Origin of the sequence: Psychroflexus halocasei, from assembly GCF_900107595.1 — a bacterium.
In the GTDB taxonomy this organism is placed as follows: domain Bacteria; phylum Bacteroidota; class Bacteroidia; order Flavobacteriales; family Flavobacteriaceae; genus Psychroflexus; species Psychroflexus halocasei.
The window spans coordinates 95426-113935 of record NZ_FNQF01000004.1 but is presented as its reverse complement, the minus strand read 5'-3'; the positions used below and the strand labels follow the sequence as shown (position 1 = coordinate 113935).

Genomic DNA, 18510 nt, shown 5'->3' with positions numbered 1-18510 from the left:
TCCTTAAAGAGGTTTGTTTTTTTACTTAAAAATATTATCTCATGAAATTGTTACAAGATCAAAATGTTATTATTACTGGAGGAAGTAGAGGTATAGGCCGTGGTATAGCGACAACCTTTGCTAAACATGGTGCAAATGTTGCCTTTACTTATAATTCTTCAACGCAAGCTGCAGAAGAATTGGTTAAGGAACTTGAGGGTTTTGGTGTGAAAGCTAAAGCTTATCAATCAGATGCTGCCGATTTTGATAAAGCACAAGAATTAGCAAAGCTTGTTCTTGAAGATTTTGGTCAAATTGATGCTTTGGTCAATAATGCAGGAATCACAAAAGACAATTTATTGATGAGAATGAGTGAAGAAGACTTTGATAAAGTGATTAAAGTTAACCTTAACTCCGTTTTTAATCTAACTAAAGCTGTTTTACGTCCAATGCTAAAGCAACGTAAAGGAAGCATTATTAACATGAGTTCTGTTGTTGGGATTAAAGGAAATGCAGGACAATCAAACTACTCTGCCTCTAAAGCAGGAATCATTGGTTTTTCTAAATCAGTTGCTCTAGAGTTAGGTTCTAGAAATATTCGCTCTAACGTGATTGCTCCTGGCTTTATCGAAACTGAAATGACAGAAAAGCTTGATGAAAATACCGTTCAAGGATGGAGAGATAGTATTCCTTTAAAACGTGGTGGAACTCCTGAAGATATTGCAAATGCTTGTGTTTTTCTAGCAAGTGATATGAGTGCTTATATTACAGGTCAAACATTAAGTGTTGATGGTGGAATGCTAACTTAAAAATATGTCTGGCCAAACGATTTTATTGATTGTTATTAACTTCATACTATCTGTTGGTCTAAGCTATTTTTTATATCAAAAATATTTAAAAGACAAAAACAAATGGATGCTTGCCATCTTTAGGTTTTTGTCTTTTTTTATTATAGGTCTTATCATAATTGATCTCACGGCTGAAAATAAAAGTGTTTTTACAGAAAAACCTCAGTTGCTTTTAGCGATTGACGATTCGCAGTCTATTGCTCATTTAGGTGATACAACTCAGGTGAAATCAGCTTTAAATAATTTTGAAAATCATAAAGAACTCAATGATAAATTTGATTTGAATATGATCAAATTTAGCCAGGAAGTTGATATTCTAGATCGTTTAACTTTTACAGGACAACAAACAGATATCTCGAGTGTTATTGATTTTTATCAATCAGATGATCAAGAAAATACAGCTTTTGTTTTACTCTCAGATGGTCGTCAAACTGTTGGTGTTAATTATGCTTATCAATTAAAAAAATCTAATTCTAAACAAAATTTCGCTTTGGTTGTGGGTGATACTGTACAACATCCTGATTTATCAATCGAAATGTTGAATGTTAATCAATTTGCCTTTTTGAACAACAATTTTCCGATTGAAGTTTTTGTCAATTATAAAGGAGATCAATCCGTTAGCAAAAAACTGATTCTCTATCAAAATGATAAGAGAATTAAATCTAAAGTTTTAGAGTTTAAAGTCAATTCAGCTCTTTCTCATACCTTTTATGTAAATGCTAATCAAGTTGGAAGTCAAAGCTATAAAGTTGAAATAGAAAGCCTATCTGAGGAAAATAATATATCAAATAACCAAAGACTGTTTGGAATTGATGTCATTGATAATCGTTACAAAATCGTGATTGTTTCTGATTTTATTCACCCTGATATCGGAGCCTTAAAATCCTCAATTGAGTCTAATGAACAAAATGAAGTTCAAATTAAATCAACATCTGAAATTTCTTCGCTCGAAGATGTTAATTTGTTTATTTTTTATCAACCTCAAGCTGGAGCAAATTCACTTTTCAAGAAAGTAATTCAAAATGAATCTAATTTTATGTTGTTTTTAGGTACATCAACAGACTATAGTTTGATAAACTCTTTAGATTTAGGCTTTAGAAAATCTGCTTCTGGTGTTGATGAAGATTATTTTGGCAAACTTAATTCAGATTTTTCTTTGTATCAATTTGAAGATTTAAATTTTGAAAGTTTCCCACCCTTAAAATCGGACTTTAGCAATCTTCAAGTGACAGACCAATCTGAAAATATTTTAATGAGTAAAATTCAAAATACTATAACAGATTCTCCATTGTTTTTTGTTATTCAAAAAGGGGAGTATAAGCGCAGTGTTTTTGGTGCTGAAAACATTTGGAAGTGGAAGGCAAAATCATATCGGAATAATTCAGATTTTGAGAAATTCAATACATTTATCAATCAGCATATTCAATTTTTAGCATCAAATGAACCTAAAGAGCGCTTATCACTTACGAGTGAAAGCTTTTATAATCAAGGTTTAGAAAATGAAATCAAAGCAAAATATTATGATGCAAACTTTAAATTTGATTCTAATGCTGATTTAGAATTACAAATTAAAAACAGTGAAACAGATGAAGTTTTTACAAGCCAAATGCTGCTTAAGAATCAAGAATACACATCGAATATTTCACAACTAGCACCTGGAGAGTATCAAGCTAATTTGACTGTTGGTAGTTTTTCAAAAGAAATTCGTTTTCAAATATTAGCTTATAATCCTGAAAAAACTTCAAAAAATGCAGATATCAATTCATTGAAAAATGCATTTGATGAAGCTCATCTTTATCCTGTTGATAAGCATGAAAAATTGATACAAACTTTATTAAATTCAGATCAATTTTATAATGTGGAAAGTCAGCAGACAAAATCCGTTAGCTTAATTGAAATTAAGTATTTATTAATTATATTAGTCTTTTTATTATCAATAGAATGGTTCTTCCGAAAATATCTCGGATTAATCTAAAAATCAAAACTAAATTTTAAAAATCCACGTATGGAAAAATTACCCAAGTCAATCATTCCCATTGTTATTGCGATTATTATTGTCATTATTTTTATTTCAAATTCAACAGTTAACATCAACTCAGGTGAAGCTGGCGTTTTATTTAAACGTTTTGGAGGCGGAGTTGTGACTGACGAACCAGCTTTAGGAGAGGGTTTTCACTTAGTTGCACCCTGGAATGATGTTTTTGTTTATGAAGTAAGACAGCAATCTATCGATGAGAAAATGGTTGTTTTATCATCAAATGGTCTTGACATCAAACTTGATGTGACTATTTGGTATGAGCCAGATTATGATCGTTTAGGTTTATTACACAAAGAAAGAGGTGAAGATTACTTGAGACGTTTAATTCTCCCAGCGGTTCGTTCTGCAACTAGAACTGTTGTTGGACGCTATAAGCCTGAAGAATTATATGCACAAAAAAGAGAATCAATTCAAGAAGAAATGTACGTTGAGTCTGAGCAAATGTTGAAAGATCAGTTTGTTCAAGTTAACCGTATCTTAGTAAGAGACGTTTCTTTACCGCCAACAATTAAGCAAGCGATTGAGCGTAAACTGAAGCAAGAGCAAGAGTCTTTAGAGTATCAATACCGTCTAGAAAAAGCTGAAAAAGAAAAAGAAAGACAGCGTATTGAAGCTGAAGGTAAAGCACGTGCAAACGAAATTTTGAGTGCTTCATTGACAGATAAAATTTTGAGAGAAAAAGGAATTCAAGCGACTATTGAATTATCAACATCTACAAATAGTAAAGTGATTGTTATTGGATCAGGAGATGATGGAATGCCATTAATTCTTGGTGGTAACAATTAATTTAAGGTTTCAAAATCAAACTAAAATGGCTTTAGAGTTTAATTTCTAAAGCCATTTTTTTGTTTTAACTAAACTGAATTATTTTAAATTAAGATTCACCTAAATCATTTTCTTCAATTCTTTCTTTAAAATCATTGATAATTCCACCTTTCACCAGGATATGAATCTGTCTGTCGCTTAAACTGTGTTTCGTTGGGAATCTGACTTTAGATCCATCAGATTTTTTAAGAGTGACTTCAATTGTATTTCTGTTTTCAACGTTTTCACGTAAATTCTTCAAAATGATTTCGTCACCTTGATCGATTTTATCGTAATCTTCTACATTTAAAAATTCAAGTGGAAGAATACCAAAATTGATTAAATTTTGCCAAGCAATTCTGGCATAACTATTTGCAATAACAGCAACTTGGCCAAGATATTTAGGAGCTAAAGCTGCATGCTCACGGCTTGATCCTTGTGCGTAATTATCTTTTGCAACAACGACATGACCACCATGACTTTCTTTCGTTTTCATGGCGCGATCATAAAAAGTATCATCGATCACTGTGTATGAGAACTTGCTTATTTCAGGGAGGTTACTTCTAAATGGAAGGACATCAGCACCAGCTTTTAAAATTTCATCGGTAGAAATATTATCTCCCATTTTAAGTAAAACAGGAACTTGACAAGCATCTTTTAAAGGATCGATATGTGGTAATGAACTAATGTTTGGTCCTTTTTCTAACTTAATGTCCGAACCATCTTCAGGAGGAGCAACCAACATGTCGTCCTTTATAATATGAAATTCGGGATATTTAAATTTCGGATATGTCATTCCATATAAATCTTCTAAATCTCTAGGGTCTGTAATTTTACCTGTTAAAGCTGACGCAGCTGCAGTTTCAGGACTACAAAGATGAACTTGATCGTCTTTAGTTCCAGACCTGTCAGGGAAGTTTCTAGGCATCGTTCTTAAGCTTATCGTACCAGAAGCAGGTGCTTGACCCATACCAATACAACCCATACAACCTGATTGATGAAAGCGAGCCCCAGCTTTTATGAGGTTTCCGAAAGCTTTGTTATCAATCATATTTTGTATGATTTGTCTTGAAGTAGGATTAACATCAAATGAAACATCGTTATGTACTGCTTTATCTTCAACAATTGCACTTGCAATCCAGAAATCTCTTAAACCTGGATTGGCAGATGAACCAATAACAACTTGACTGATTTCTTTGCCTGCGACTTCACTAACAGGAACAACGTTTCCTGGGCTTGTAGGCAACGCGATTAAAGGAACTAAATCATCAAGAATTATTTCTTCGTGAAGATCATATTTTGCATCATCATCTGCTTTTAATTCCTTCCAATCATCTTCTCTTTTTTGTGATTTTAAAAATCTTTTAGTTTCATGGTCACTCGGGAAAACTGTTGTCGTTGCACCAAGCTCAGCTCCCATATTGGCAATAACATGTCTGTCCATTGCGCTGAGATGTTGAAGTCCATCACCATAGTATTCAATAATTTTATCAACACCACCTTTAACGTCATGGCGACGTAACATTTCTAAAATAACGTCTTTTGCACTAACCCAATCTGGCAATTTACCTGTGAGTTTAACACCCCAAACCTCAGGCATTTTAACATAGTAAGGTTGCCCAGCAATCGCAGCAGCAACATCAAGACCACCAGTTCCTATTGCTAGCATTCCTAAAGATCCTGCAGCTGGTGTGTGGCTGTCAGAACCAACCATCGTTTTGCCAGGCTTGCCAAATCTTTCCATGTGTACGGGATGACTTACACCATTTCCTGGGCGGCTGTACCATAAACCAAATTTTTGAGCTGCTGATAGTAAGAAAAGATGATCATCAGCATTTTTGTAATCGGTTTGTAAAAGATTATGATCAACATATTGCACGGCGACTTCAGTTTGAGCTTTTTCTAAACCCATGGCTTCCAGTTCTAATTGAACCAATGTTCCTGTTGCGTCTTGCAATAATGCCTGATCTATTTTTATCCCAATTTCTTGACCAGGAACCATTTCACCTTCAATTAAATGTTCTTTGATGAGTTTCTGTGTAACGTTAAGTTGTTTCATGTTTTTTACTTTCAATTTATTAGTAACATGGCGAATATGTGCCTTGTTTAACAATAAATTAAAATGTATCTATCTAATAACTCATAAAATATGAAGCAACAATTATGTGATTATCGTTAAAGCATTGCTAAAGAATTTTAGTTCTACATTAAAAGCTTTTATCTTCAAGGTATTAACTTTAAAAATTGAAATTATGAGTTTGTTAAACAAAAGTGATATTAAAAATCTGCTGAGTATTCATGGTGAGCCATGTGTTTCTATTTTTATACCCACAGAACGTGCTGGTCAAAATGTCTTAAATGAAAAAAATAAACTTCATCTAAAATCTCAATTGAAGGAAGTTGAGAAAGGCTTAGTCAATCAGAAAGCTTCAAAAGATGTGATTAGTAAAATAAGTGACCCTATTCAGAAATTGATTGATGACACAAATTTTTGGCGACATCAAAGTGATGGATTAGCAGTTTTTGCCTCAGAAAATTTCTTTAAAATATTTACACTTCCAGTTAATTTTGAAGCTTATCACTATGTTTCAAATGAATTCTATATCAAGCCACTGGTTCCAATGCTAAATGATGATGAACGGTTCTATATACTCGCTCTTCAATTGCAAGAGGTTACTTTATATGAAGCAACACGATATACAATTGGAGAGGTTGAAGTTGAAGATTTAATCCCATCAAGACTTGAAGAACGTGTTGGTTTTGATTATAAAGAGAAGCATTTGAGCTTTAGATCACAGAATTCAGGTGGAGAAAAAACAATTTTCCATGGCCACGGTGGTGGAGGCGGTGATGAAAGAAAGGATGAAATAACAAGATATTTTAGAGCGATAGACAAAGGCTTAGAAAGCGTTTTGACTGGAGATAAAGCACCTCTTATTGTGGCAACTCAAGATTATCTATTTCCACTTTATAAAGATGCCAATAATTATAATAACCTCTATGAAGAAGTTTTGCCAGGAAATCCTTCTGAGGGAGATTTATTTGATTTACATGAAAAAGCTTTGAGACTCATTGAGCCATTATTAAGAAAAAAGAGAAATGATAAAGCTGAAGCTTTCAATAAACATAACAAAACTGAGAAAACAGGTACGTCAATTACAGATATTCTTCCTGCAATTCAGCAAGGGAAGGTTGATACATTATTTTTAGAGAACCAAAACGATATTTGGGGACACTACAACAAAAATAACATGAAAACTATCTTGCACGACAAGCAACAAGCTGATAATTATTCTTTGATGAATTGGGCTGCAAAGGAAGTTTTGTCACAAGGTGGCCACGTTTTCTTAACTCCAAAAGCGCAAATGCCAGATACAAGCTCTAAAGTAAATGCATTGTATAGGTTTAGTTAAAAAAACCTGACTTTAAATAAAAAATTAAATCATCTGTTGTGTTATTCAGCAGGTGATTTTTTATTATAAAAACTGTAGACTCGTTTAGTTTAGATAGATCGCAAAGCTTTTTTTCTAAACTTCTTGATTTTTCGACGTGCTTTTCTAATTTTAAACAACATATCATCATAAAATAAACTGACGATTAATATAGCTGCTGCAATGCTTAAGGTTTTCAATTTCAATTCAAAATTGGAGTAAAAAATGTTTCCTATAACTCCTCCAATAAAGAAAAAAGTAATGATATAAATTCTCATTTTAATCCTTGATCTTATTTCTGAAATATGAGGATGTGATTTTGGAAAAAATAATTGTGAGAGTTCAATTCCAAGATCAGTAAACAAACCAGTTAAATGTGTTGTTCTGACAATTGCATCTGAAATTTTTGTAACATATGAGTTTTGTAAACCCATTGAAAACAATAGAACACATGCAATTACATCTGGATAGTCGATCTTTAAGAAATCACCTACCATGGCAACTCCAATTAAGATAAGTGCTTCAATCATAATAGGGATCACATAAACATTAAGTCTCTTGTTTTCTTTAAAAAATTGAATTAAGAGGCCAGAGGTAAATGAACCTAACAAAAATGAATTGATATAAAATAAAAATACAGCTGCTTTTTCAAATTCAAAATTATGGACATCGTACATCATTAATGCAAAATGCCCCGTGACATGAGTCGTTAACTGTAAAATAGCTAAAAAGCCAGTGACATTAACAATTCCTGCAACTAAAGAAAGTATACTTGCAATTTTAAGGTTGTGTCTATATGTTCTACTCTTTCCTTGATGCTTAAACATAAGTTTGCAATATCAATATGTCTTTAATTTAAATTATAAGATAGAAATATAAAATTTACTCATCTTTATCTAAGTAATAATCAATAATGCGCACAGTTTCTTGTTTTTCGGCATGCTCCAATAAAGCGCGATTGACTCTATAAATAAATCTGTTATCATTTTTCGGAAAGGCAAAACCATAACCCTGTTTGTAATATTCAGCTTTGGCCAAGTGTAATTGATTTTCAGTTTCATTTTTTAGATGATAAAGCAATTGTGGTCTATCGTAAACAACTGCATCCACATCATTACTTTTTAATTGATCAAATGCATCATCAAGGCTAGCAACATTACTGACTTTAACCTTGTTTTCACGAAGAAAATTTTCAGATGGCGACCCTTGAACTGTAGCTGCCTTTCGATCAGAAAGTTGTTCAATATTTGTGATTGTTGTCGTCCCTAAAGATGACAAAGTTAAAGTACTGGCAATACCAGCTACCATAGAAGTTGCAGAAATAATGGAAATAACCATCCAAGCACCAGCAATTATGCGTCCAGAAACTGTAATCGGAGCTTTGTCTCCATAGCCCGTTGTACTCATGGTGACAATGGCAAGCCACATGCCTGTTGCAATTCCGTTAATTGGATCATGCGGGAATTGATCAGGAGATTTATTTCGTTCAGCCAGCCATAGAAGTGTTCCTACAATAGCAAGAATAAAAAGAAAAACAGCAACAGCTAATATTAGCTTAATGCTAAAAAGCGGTTTAATAGCATTCCATAAACTAAAATCATCTTCGCGAGAAACAATAGCTAAACTTGAATTGTAGAAAGGTTGAGAGAACTGCATTCTTTCTAAGCGATTAGACGTAATGCTTAAAGGACCGACAACAATATCTAAATCATTTCTGCCAAGTTTTCTCAGAGCTTTATCAGCGCTATCAAATATTTGGTATTCATAATCCCAATTTTCTTCTAAAGCAATATCTTCCCATATCTCAATAGCGATACCACCAGAAACATCACCATCAGTTGTAAAGACAAAAGGTTCATTGCCAGCAACACCAATTTTAAGAATTTTCGTCTTTAAAGTATCAACTTTATTTTCTTGAGCATGAACAAAGTTAAATGTGGTGAGTACGAATATTAAAAATAAAAAGATCTTGTTTTTATCAATAAGAAAACGAGATGAGATCATTATCATTGTAAATTTATGCTTTTATAAAGTACAAAATAAGCTATAAATTTATTGAAAGGATATCATTTTTTACTAAAGTTTAAAAAGTAGCTTCCATAAAAAATTAAAATAGCTGATATCCTAATATGAATGACATGCTGCTGTAATCTGAAGACCAATATTCATAACTATCTAAAATATCCCTATTCGTTTGATATCTGAATTCTAAACTAAACTTTTTGTTGTATTGATAACCAGCTCCAAAAGCGATATTATTCCCTTTTTTAACCTCTATTGTATTTAAATTAGAACCATCTTTTCTTGTGAACTCTACTGACGAACTCATGCTAAAATCCATGACGTAAGCTGCATTTAGATATATAGCTGATTTTTTATTAATGTAAAAATAATGTCTCAATCCAATCGGAATTTCAATAGAACTATAATCGACAATGGCAACGCGTTCGCCACCCACTATGTTGTCAGTCGGTGAAGATGATTCAGATTTGAAACTCTGGTAAGCAGGCTCTAATGTAATCGCCCATTTATTTTTATTAAAAGGTAAGACAAACTCCAAGTCAATGCCAATTCCAAAGCCAGTTTCATCATCAAACTCAATAGGGTCAATGTCTGACAGAGAATTGCCAAATGTTAAAGAAGAGATATTAAGGCGTGGCTTAATGGTTAAATGAAAGAAATCTCTTTTGTCTTTTGCATTAAAATTTATGTAATCACTCTCAACACAATCATTAAATTTAGTGAATTGCTTAACCAAATCTCTTTTGCTGTAATTGATATATTCAAGTTTTTGTTGGTCAAAACCATCACAAGATAAGTCACTCCACAGTTGTTGTCTGTATCTGTTGTTTTCGCTAACATCTCCATTAACAGTTTTATATTTTTTATAAATTAACTGTTTGATTTCTGAATCTTTTAAACTGTAAAAATAACGTAATAAATTACCATCATTATATTCATATAAATTTGCTTGGCCTTCAACAAGTACTTTTAAAAATAAATTCTCCTCGCTGAAAATCGGATTTCTGTTTTGACTTAAGCGATTGATATTTTTACTAGATCTATCAATTTCAACCTTGGCTTTGATGTATTTAGAAATCCCATTTATTCCAAACTCATTAAGCGTCTCTATTGATTTGAGTTGTGCTTCGTCGTTTTCTTGAAGTTTATACTCAATTTGTGTCGGTGTATTTTTCCAATCAACATTTTTGATAAGACAAGTTATTTTCTGTCCTGAATTATTAATAAAGTAACCTTCTTCAAAGGTGATTTGAGCATACGAATTGAGGCCAATAATAAAGAGTAAAAGAGAGAGTAATTGCTTTTTCATAGAAAGTAAATATGAATTTGTTTTGATTTTTTTAAAAATCAGTGAGTTGTTGATGAAAAGCCGAAAATATTAAAATTTATTAAATATTTGTCAATGGATATGGTTTTTATTTTTTTGAATTTATAAAGCATCATTTTTTGTTCTGTAAATTAACTTTATAAGTAACAAGAGTTACAAACCAGTATCATTTTCTTAATTATTTTTGATAAAATAATTTTCATGAAAAAAATATTAATCTCAATTTTCGTTTTAGCTTTAACTTTATCGAGCTGCCAGAACAATAAATCTCAAGATCAAACAGATCAAAAGAAAGATGAGTCTGTTCAAGTTGAAAACAAAGAGCAGAAAGATTACAAAAGCATAGGTTTAGAATATGCGATAGGAACCAAAGCAGAGCTTGGTAAAAATTTAATGACCAAAATGAAAGAGGACGGGCCTATTCATGCGTTAGAATTTTGTAATGTTCAAGCGATGCCGATAACCGACTCTATGTCAAGGAAATATAATGCTGATATTAAAAGAGTTTCCAATAAAAATCGTAATTCAGCTAACGCAGCATCAGAAAAAGAAATAGATATTATTAAAGAGTTTTCTGAAGTGATTGCGAAAGGCGAAAAACCTGAACCTATTATTGATGAGCAAGAATCTCAAGTTGCTTTTTATTTTCCTTTAGTTACTAACTCAATGTGTTTAAAATGTCACGGAGAAGTTGGTAAGGATATTTCTAAATCAGATTACGATAAAGTCCTTGAGCTTTATCCTGCAGACAAAGCTATTGGTTATCAAGAGAACGAAGTGAGAGGGATTTGGAGAATATATTTTGACAAATAAACCAAGAAAATAATCTTGAATATATTTTAAATTTCTCATAATTTTATAAAATTAATTGCGAGAAGTAAATACAATATTTATGTTTGCATCACTATGAGAAACATACATTTACATCATCATTTATTGACATCGCTTAAGCGCGATCAATACCTGTTTTGATGTAAATTAAAGATAATCAGCTATTGAAGCCCGTTTAAGCAAAATTGTTTAAACGGGCTTTTTTATTTAAAAATTATAAAAATGAATACACTTAAAATTGCAATTCAAAAATCGGGTCGACTGCATGGTGAATCACTTAAAATTCTTAAAGATTGCGGAATTTCGATCAATAATGGTAAAGGTCAACTCAAAGCTAAAGCCTCAAACTTTCCCCTTGAAATATTCTATCTCAGAAATGGAGATATCCCTAAATATTTAAGAGATGGCGTTGTTGATTTAGCTATTATCGGCGAAAACCTTTGCATTGAAAAAGGAGAGGATTTACCAATTGTCCAGAAACTTGGTTTTTCGAAATGTCGTGTTTCTATCGCGGTTCCAAAGACTATGGATTATCAAAATATCAAAGATTTAGATGGAAAAGAAATTGCCACATCTTATCCAAACACCTTAAAAAGATTTTTAAATCAAAAAAACATTAAGGCCGATATTCATTTAATTAATGGTTCTGTTGAAATAGCACCAAATATTGGCCTTTCGCAAGCCATTTGTGATATTGTTTCTAGCGGAAGTACTTTGTTTAAAAATAATTTAAAGGAAGTTGAAACCATTCTTGAAAGCGAAGCAGTTTTAGTGAGCTCACCACAATTAAATAAAGAAAAACAATCTTTATTAGATCAATTGAGCTTCAGAATTTCTTCTGTCTTAAGAGCTGAAAATTCAAAATATGTCTTATTAAATGCACCTAATAATAAGTTGGACGACATTATTAAAATCCTTCCAGGTATGAAAAGTCCCACAATTATGCCTTTAGCTGATAAAAATTGGAGTTCAGTACATACTGTGATTCATCAAGATCAGTTTTGGGAAATCATTGACGAGCTCAAAACTGCAGGCGCAGAAAGTATTCTTATAAACTCTATAGACAAAATGATATTATGATCAGCACAATAAAAAATCCAATTTCATCAGATTGGCTATCAATTTTAAAAAGACCTACCCAATCTTTTCAGGATTTAGAAAATCAGGCTAAACAAATTTTTAAAGATGTTTTGAATAATGGTGACAAAGCAATTTTAAAATATGCAAAAATTTTTGATAAGTTTGATAATCAACCTTTTACTGTTTTACAAGAAGAAATTAAAGCATCAGAAAAAAATGTTTCTGAAGACTTAAAATCTGCAATACAAAATGCTTATGAAGCCATTTATAAATTTCATAAAGCGCAATTACAACCAGATTTACCAATTGTAGAAACTAAAAAAGGAGTTTTTTGCTGGCAGAAAAAGAAAGCAATTCAAAAAGTTGGACTTTACATTCCTGGTGGAAGTGCGCCATTGTTTTCAACTGTTCTCATGTTAGCGATTCCAGCCCAAATTGCGGGTTGTGAAGATATTGTTTTGTGTACACCACCTTCTAAAGATGGTGAAATTGATCCTGCTATTTTATATACAGCACAACTCTGTGGCGTGACTCAGATTTTCAAAGTTGGAGGTATTCAAGCTATTGCAGGAATGACATTTGGAACAGAAAGTATTCCTAAAGTTTATAAAATCTTTGGCCCTGGCAACCAATATGTGACAATAGCCAAGCAAATCGCAACAACTTATGATGTTGCAATCGATATGCCAGCGGGACCCTCAGAACTATTAGTTTATGCTGATCAAACTTGTGTGCCTGAGTTTGTTGCTGCGGATTTATTAAGTCAGGCGGAACATGGTGAAGATTCGCAAGTGATTCTTGTTGCTGATAATTTAGAGACAATCAATCAGGTAAAAGCTGAACTAAATCTTCAAATAAATTCACTTCCCAGAAAAGAAATTGCAAGAAAAGCGATAGCAAATTCTAAATTTATTTTGATGAAAAATCTAGATTCTGCTTTTGAACTTATTAATTTTTATGCACCAGAGCATTTGATTATTGCAACAGATCAAGCTGATGAGTTCTCAGAGAAAGTGATAAATGCTGGCTCTGTTTTTCTTGGTAATTTGACACCCGAAAGCGCTGGTGATTATGCTTCTGGGACTAATCACACACTGCCTACGAATGCTTTTGCGAAACAATATAGCGGCGTTAATTTAGACGCTTTTATGAAAACATTGACTTACCAAAAACTTGACGAAAATGGCGTTAAATCAATTGGTGAAACTGTTGAAGTGATGGCTGAAGTGGAAGGTTTAACTGCTCACAAAAATGCGATGCGCTTACGTTTAAATGCCCTAAAATTAATCTAATGAATATCAATAAATTAATACGTCCATCTGTTTTAAATCTAAAAAAATACAGTTCGGCGCGAGATGAATTTTCAGATAAAAAAGATGATTTTCAGTTTATGGATGCAAATGAAAATCCTTTTGATACCGAATATAATCGGTATCCTGATCCTTATCAAAAAAGTTTAAAAAAGAAATTAGCTGATCTCAAAATGATCAGTCATGAAAATATTGTTTTAGGGAATGGAAGTGATGAAATTTTAGATATGATTATTCGTGTTTTTTGTGAACCTCAAAAAGATGAAATTTTAAGTCTTTCTCCAAGTTACGGAATGTATGAAGTTCTGGCTCAAATTAATAATGTGACTTACAAAACATGCCGTTTAAACTCAAAATTCCAACTTGATGTCAAAGCACTTTTAAATGAAGTGTCAAAAAATACAAAAATGATTATACTGTGTTCACCTAATAATCCAAGTGGAGCCTTGCTTCAAGTGGCTTCAATCAAGAAAGTACTAGATGATTTTAAAGGAATTGTTGTGATTGATGAAGCTTATATAGATTTTTCTGCAAACAGTTCTTTCATCAACGAGTTAGCACATTATGAAAATTTAATCATCACACAAACATTTTCAAAAGCGGCTGGTCTTGCAGGAATCAGACTTGGCGTTTGCTATGCTTCTCAAGCTATTTGTAAAGCGATCAATAAAATTAAATTACCGTATAATGTTAATACTTTAACGCAACAAAAAGCGATTCAATTTCTTAAAAATATTGACAAAATGAAATCCCAGATAGAGATTATAAAGTCTGAAAGGTCAGTTTTATTTAAGGTTTTAGAATCTTTAAATTATGTTGAAAAAGTTTATCCTAGCGATGCTAATTTTATCTTAGTCAAAGTTGACGATGCCAATAAACGCTATCAAGAATTATTGAATTTTGGTATTGTCGTTCGTAACAGAACCAATGTAGAAATGTGTGAAAATTGTTTGCGCATCAGTGTTGGAAATCCACAAGAAAATCAAAAATTAATTTACGTTTTAAAAGAAATTGACCGATGAAAAAATTACTGATTATAGATAGAGATGGCACTTTAATAAAAGAGCCAAAAGATCAACAGATTGACGATTACGCTAAGCTTGAATTTTTACCTCAAGTCATTTCAGCACTTCGAAAAATAGAAGCTGAACTTGATTATGAGTTGATTATGCTTACAAATCAAGATGGATTAGGCACAAAAGCTTTTCCTGAAAATACTTTTTGGCCTGTTCATAATTTGATGTTGAAAATCTTTGAAAATGAAGATGTTATATTCAAAGAGATTCTGATTGATAAAAGTTTTGCAAAAGAAAAATCACCCAACAGAAAACCTGAAACCGGTTTGCTAAAAACATATATTGAAGGTGATTATGATCTCGAAAACTCTTATGTAATAGGTGATAGGATGACTGATATGAAATTAGCTCAAAACTTAAACTCAAAAGCAATTTATATTTATGATGGTCAAAATTTAGGTGAAAAAGAAGTCAAAAACGAAATTCAAGATCTTCAAGAAACTATCGACCTCAAAACAAATTCTTGGGATGAAATTTACGAATTTCTTAAATATGGCCAACGTCATGCAAAAATTAATAGAAAAACGAAAGAAACCAATATTGAGTTGATGATTAATTTGGATGGAACAGGTGAATCTGAAATTTCAACAGGGATTTCTTTCTTTGATCACATGTTAGATCAAATCGCAAAACACGGCCAAATTGATATTCAACTATCGGTTGAAGGTGACTTGGAGGTTGATGAACATCATACGATTGAAGATACAGCAATTGCTTTAGGTGAAGCTTTTAAAGAAGCTTTAGCTGATAAGTTAGGGATTGAGAGATATGGATTTTGCTTGCCTATGGACGATGCTTTAGCTCAAGTTGCTATTGATTTTGGCGGAAGAAATTGGTTGGAATGGCAAGCCGATTTTAAAAGAGAAATGATTGGTAAAATGCCAACAGAAATGTTTATGCATTTCTTCAAATCTTTTTCTGATGGAGCACAAGCTAACTTGAATATTAAGGCTGAAGGCATCAATGAGCATCACAAAATAGAGGCGATTTTTAAAGCTTTCGCAAAAGCGATCAAAATGGCTGTAAAAAGAGATACTTCAAAAATGATTTTACCAACAACAAAAGGAAAACTCTAATGCTCAAAACAGTAATAATAGATTACGGTGTTGGTAATGTGAAAAGTTTAGAATTTGCAATATTGAGATTAGGATATTCATCAATCTTAACAGATGATATTTCTGAAATTCAATCTGCTGATCGTGTTATTTTTCCTGGTGTTGGTGCAGCTGATTCAGCAATGAAAACTTTAGAGGCAAAAGGCTTGGATAAAGTGATCAAAAATTTAAAACAGCCAGTTTTAGGAATCTGTTTAGGCATGCAACTCATGTGTCGTTTTTCAGAGGAAGGAAACACGAACGGACTAGGGATTTTTGATCTTGATGTTGTTAAGTTTTCATCCAAAAATCTTAAAATTCCGCAAGTTGGCTGGAATCAAATTGCTGATTTAAGGACAGACTTGTTTCAAAATATTTCAGAAAAATCATTTATGTATTTAGTTCATTCATACTATGTAGAGCAAAATGAAAATTCTATAGCCTCATCTGATTATGGTGTGAATTATTGTGTTGCTTTTCAGAAAAACAACTTTTGTGGAGTACAATTTCATCCAGAGAAAAGTTCAGTACAAGGTGAACAATTATTACTCAATTTTATGAATTTAAAAAATTAATTATGCGTCTTATCCCAGCAATAGATATTATCGAAGGAAAATGTGTCAGATTGACGAAAGGTGATTATTCAACCAAAAAAATATATAGTGAAGATCCACTTGAAATCGCCATGGCTTTTGAAGATCATGGCATAGAGAATTTACATCTTGTCGATTTAGATGGCGCGAAAGCTCAGAAGATTATCAATTATAAAGTTCTAGAACGTATTGCCACAAAAACTAACCTCAATATTGATTTTGGTGGCGGTTTAAAAACAAATGAAGATCTTGAAATAGCTTTTAATTCTGGTGCAAAGCAAATTACAGGTGGGAGTATTGCTGTCAATAATCAAGATTTGTTTTTGGAATGGCTAGATAAATATGGCTCAAATAAAATCATTTTAGGAGCTGATGTCATAAAAGGAAAAATAGCAACTTCAGGCTGGACAGAAACTTCTGATATTGAAATTGAGAATTTTATTAAAAACTTTTCCGAAGAAGGGATTAAATATGTTATTTCAACAGATATTTCAAAAGATGGAATGTTACAAGGCCCTTCATTACAACTTTACAAGCAAATACTTGACATTAATCCAGAGCTAAAAGTCATTGCTTCTGGCGGTGTTTCTCAACTTTCTGACTTAGAAAATGTCATGCAAATAGGCTGTGAAGCTGTGATTATCGGAAAAGCGATTTATGAAAATAAAATCAGTTTAAAAGATTTAGAAAATTTCATTTTAAATAATTAAAGATGCTAACAAAAAGAATAATCCCTTGTTTGGATATTAAAAATGGCAGAACAGTGAAAGGCGTCAATTTTGTTGATATCAAAGACGCTGGCGATCCTCTAGAATTAGCTGAATTTTATGCAAAAAATGGCGCAGATGAACTTGTTTTTCTTGACATATCCGCAACTGAAGAAAAGCGTAAAACTCTTGCAAGTTTAGTTAAACAAATTGCTTCACGCATTAATATTCCTTTTACAGTTGGCGGCGGAATTAATTCAATAGAAGATGTTGATGTTTTGCTCAAGTCAGGCGCTGATAAAGTTTCAATCAACACATCAGCTTACTTAAATCCAGAGTTAATTACAGCTATTTCAAAACGTTATGGTTCACAATGTTGCGTTGTTGCTATTGATGCTCGAGTAATTGAAGGTGAATGGAAAGTGCATTTGGTTGGCGGTCAGAAAAGTACAGATGCAGATTTATTTGAATGGGCTAAAAAAGTTGAAAGTTTAGGTGCAGGTGAAATACTTTTTACATCTATGGATCACGATGGGACAAAAAACGGTTTTGCAAACGAGGCTTTGGCAAAGTTATCTGATGAATTATCGATACCCATCATCGCATCAGGTGGTGCAGGAAAAATGTCACATTTTAAAGAGACTTTTAATATTGGAAAAGCTGATGCCGCGCTTGCAGCAAGTGTTTTTCATTACAAAGAAATTGATATCATCGATCTCAAAAAATACCTTCTTAATAATAATATTTTAATGCGATTACAATGATTAAAAAACCCAATTTTTCTAAAAACAAAGATGGCTTGTTGCCGGCGATAATTCAAGATTCTAATACTAAAAATGTTTTGATGTTAGGTTATATGAATAATGAAGCATTTCAGGAAACATTAACCTCAAAAAAAGTTACTTTTTATAGCCGTTCAAAACAAAGATTATGGACAAAAGGTGAAGAAAGTGGTAACTTTTTAGCATATATAAATCATCAAATTGATTGCGATCAGGACGCTATTTTAATGAATGTAAATCCTTCTGGACCAGTTTGCCACAAAGGAACTGACACTTGTTGGGGAAATGCAAACAAGCAAGAATTTGGATTTATAACTGATCTTGAAGAAACTATTTCTAATAGAAGAAATTCAGAAAATACAGATTCCTATGTCAAATCTCTTTTTCATAGCGGCATCAATAAAATAGCACAAAAAGTAGGAGAGGAGGCCGTAGAAGTTGTGATTGAAGCTAAGGACGATAATGATGATTTATTTTTAAATGAATCTGCTGATTTACTTTTTCATTATTTGATATTATTAAATGCAAAAGGCTATGAACTTAATGATGTTGTGAACTTGCTTAAATCCCGTAAAAAGGCTTAATTGC

Annotated in this window: 17 protein-coding genes; 13 read left to right on the top strand and 4 right to left on the bottom strand. The window is 32.3% G+C overall.

Annotated features, from left to right (window positions below; all coding sequences use genetic code 11):
- Positions 1 to 41: 41 nt before the first annotated feature.
- From fabG to BLV84_RS06015, 3 genes are read left to right on the top strand one after another with little or no spacing between them, the layout of a single operon-like run.
- Positions 42 to 788 carry a 3-oxoacyl-[acyl-carrier-protein] reductase gene (fabG, locus tag BLV84_RS06025; RefSeq protein ID WP_093241535.1) on the top strand — a complete coding sequence of 249 codons (747 nt, stop codon included), beginning with the start codon at positions 42 to 44 and terminating at the stop codon, positions 786 to 788.
- Between the two features lie 4 nt (positions 789 to 792).
- Entirely contained in the window at positions 793 to 2802 is a 2010-nt protein-coding gene (locus BLV84_RS06020) for a hypothetical protein (RefSeq protein WP_093241530.1), read from the top strand.
- A gap of 30 nt (positions 2803 to 2832) precedes the next feature.
- Positions 2833 to 3651 carry a prohibitin family protein gene (locus BLV84_RS06015; protein ID WP_093241528.1) on the top strand — a complete coding sequence of 273 codons (819 nt, stop codon included), beginning with the start codon at positions 2833 to 2835 and terminating at the stop codon, positions 3649 to 3651.
- An 88-nt stretch (positions 3652 to 3739) separates the two neighbouring features.
- Here the strand turns inward: BLV84_RS06015 and BLV84_RS06010 are convergent, their stop codons facing one another.
- Entirely contained in the window at positions 3740 to 5728 is a 1989-nt protein-coding gene (locus tag BLV84_RS06010; protein ID WP_093241524.1) for an aconitate hydratase, read from the bottom strand.
- Positions 5729 to 5921: 193 nt separating this feature from the next.
- Here BLV84_RS06010 and BLV84_RS06005 point away from each other — a divergent pair, with 193 nt between their 5' ends.
- Positions 5922 to 7082, top strand: coding sequence for a baeRF7 domain-containing protein (locus BLV84_RS06005; protein ID WP_093241521.1), 1161 nt, complete (start codon positions 5922 to 5924; stop codon positions 7080 to 7082).
- An 89-nt stretch (positions 7083 to 7171) separates the two neighbouring features.
- Here the strand turns inward: BLV84_RS06005 and BLV84_RS06000 are convergent, their stop codons facing one another.
- From BLV84_RS06000 to BLV84_RS05990, 3 genes are all read right to left on the bottom strand, one after another.
- Positions 7172 to 7927, bottom strand: a complete 756-nt coding sequence (locus BLV84_RS06000; protein ID WP_093241517.1) for a YoaK family protein — start codon at positions 7925 to 7927, stop codon at positions 7172 to 7174.
- 55 nt (positions 7928 to 7982) lie between these two features.
- Entirely contained in the window at positions 7983 to 9110 is a 1128-nt protein-coding gene (locus BLV84_RS05995; RefSeq protein ID WP_093241514.1) for a transporter substrate-binding domain-containing protein, read from the bottom strand.
- 97 nt (positions 9111 to 9207) lie between these two features.
- Entirely contained in the window at positions 9208 to 10431 is a 1224-nt protein-coding gene (locus BLV84_RS05990; protein ID WP_093241509.1) for an outer membrane beta-barrel protein, read from the bottom strand.
- Between the two features lie 219 nt (positions 10432 to 10650).
- Here BLV84_RS05990 and BLV84_RS05985 point away from each other — a divergent pair, with 219 nt between their 5' ends.
- From BLV84_RS05985 to hisIE, 9 genes are all read left to right on the top strand, one after another.
- Positions 10651 to 11262, top strand: a complete 612-nt coding sequence (locus BLV84_RS05985) for a Tll0287-like domain-containing protein (RefSeq protein ID WP_093241504.1) — start codon at positions 10651 to 10653, stop codon at positions 11260 to 11262.
- Positions 11263 to 11502: 240 nt separating this feature from the next.
- The gene (gene hisG, locus BLV84_RS05980; protein ID WP_093241499.1) at positions 11503 to 12360 is read left to right on the top strand and encodes an ATP phosphoribosyltransferase; all 858 of its coding nucleotides are present in this window, start codon (positions 11503 to 11505) and stop codon (positions 12358 to 12360) included.
- Entirely contained in the window at positions 12360 to 13652 is a 1293-nt protein-coding gene (hisD, locus tag BLV84_RS05975; protein WP_093242254.1) for a histidinol dehydrogenase, read from the top strand. The genes hisG and hisD overlap by 1 nt, the downstream gene beginning before the upstream one ends.
- Positions 13652 to 14692 carry a histidinol-phosphate transaminase gene (hisC, locus tag BLV84_RS05970; protein ID WP_093241494.1) on the top strand — a complete coding sequence of 347 codons (1041 nt, stop codon included), beginning with the start codon at positions 13652 to 13654 and terminating at the stop codon, positions 14690 to 14692. The genes hisD and hisC overlap by 1 nt, the downstream gene beginning before the upstream one ends.
- Positions 14689 to 15822, top strand: coding sequence for a bifunctional histidinol-phosphatase/imidazoleglycerol-phosphate dehydratase HisB (gene hisB / locus BLV84_RS05965; protein WP_093241490.1), 1134 nt, complete (start codon positions 14689 to 14691; stop codon positions 15820 to 15822). Before hisC ends, hisB begins: the two co-directional genes overlap by 4 nt.
- On the top strand, positions 15822 to 16415 hold the full coding sequence (gene hisH / locus BLV84_RS05960; RefSeq protein ID WP_093241484.1) for an imidazole glycerol phosphate synthase subunit HisH: 594 nt from the start codon (positions 15822 to 15824) through the stop codon (positions 16413 to 16415). Before hisB ends, hisH begins: the two co-directional genes overlap by 1 nt.
- Before the next feature lie 2 nt (positions 16416 to 16417).
- The gene (gene hisA, locus BLV84_RS05955) at positions 16418 to 17143 is read left to right on the top strand and encodes a 1-(5-phosphoribosyl)-5-[(5-phosphoribosylamino)methylideneamino]imidazole-4-carboxamide isomerase (protein WP_093241479.1); all 726 of its coding nucleotides are present in this window, start codon (positions 16418 to 16420) and stop codon (positions 17141 to 17143) included.
- 2 nt (positions 17144 to 17145) lie between these two features.
- On the top strand, positions 17146 to 17904 hold the full coding sequence (hisF, locus tag BLV84_RS05950; protein WP_093241474.1) for an imidazole glycerol phosphate synthase subunit HisF: 759 nt from the start codon (positions 17146 to 17148) through the stop codon (positions 17902 to 17904).
- Complete coding sequence (hisIE, locus tag BLV84_RS05945) at positions 17901 to 18506, top strand: bifunctional phosphoribosyl-AMP cyclohydrolase/phosphoribosyl-ATP diphosphatase HisIE (protein ID WP_093241469.1); 606 nt, start codon at positions 17901 to 17903, stop codon at positions 18504 to 18506. Before hisF ends, hisIE begins: the two co-directional genes overlap by 4 nt.
- Positions 18507 to 18510 lie beyond the last annotated feature (4 nt).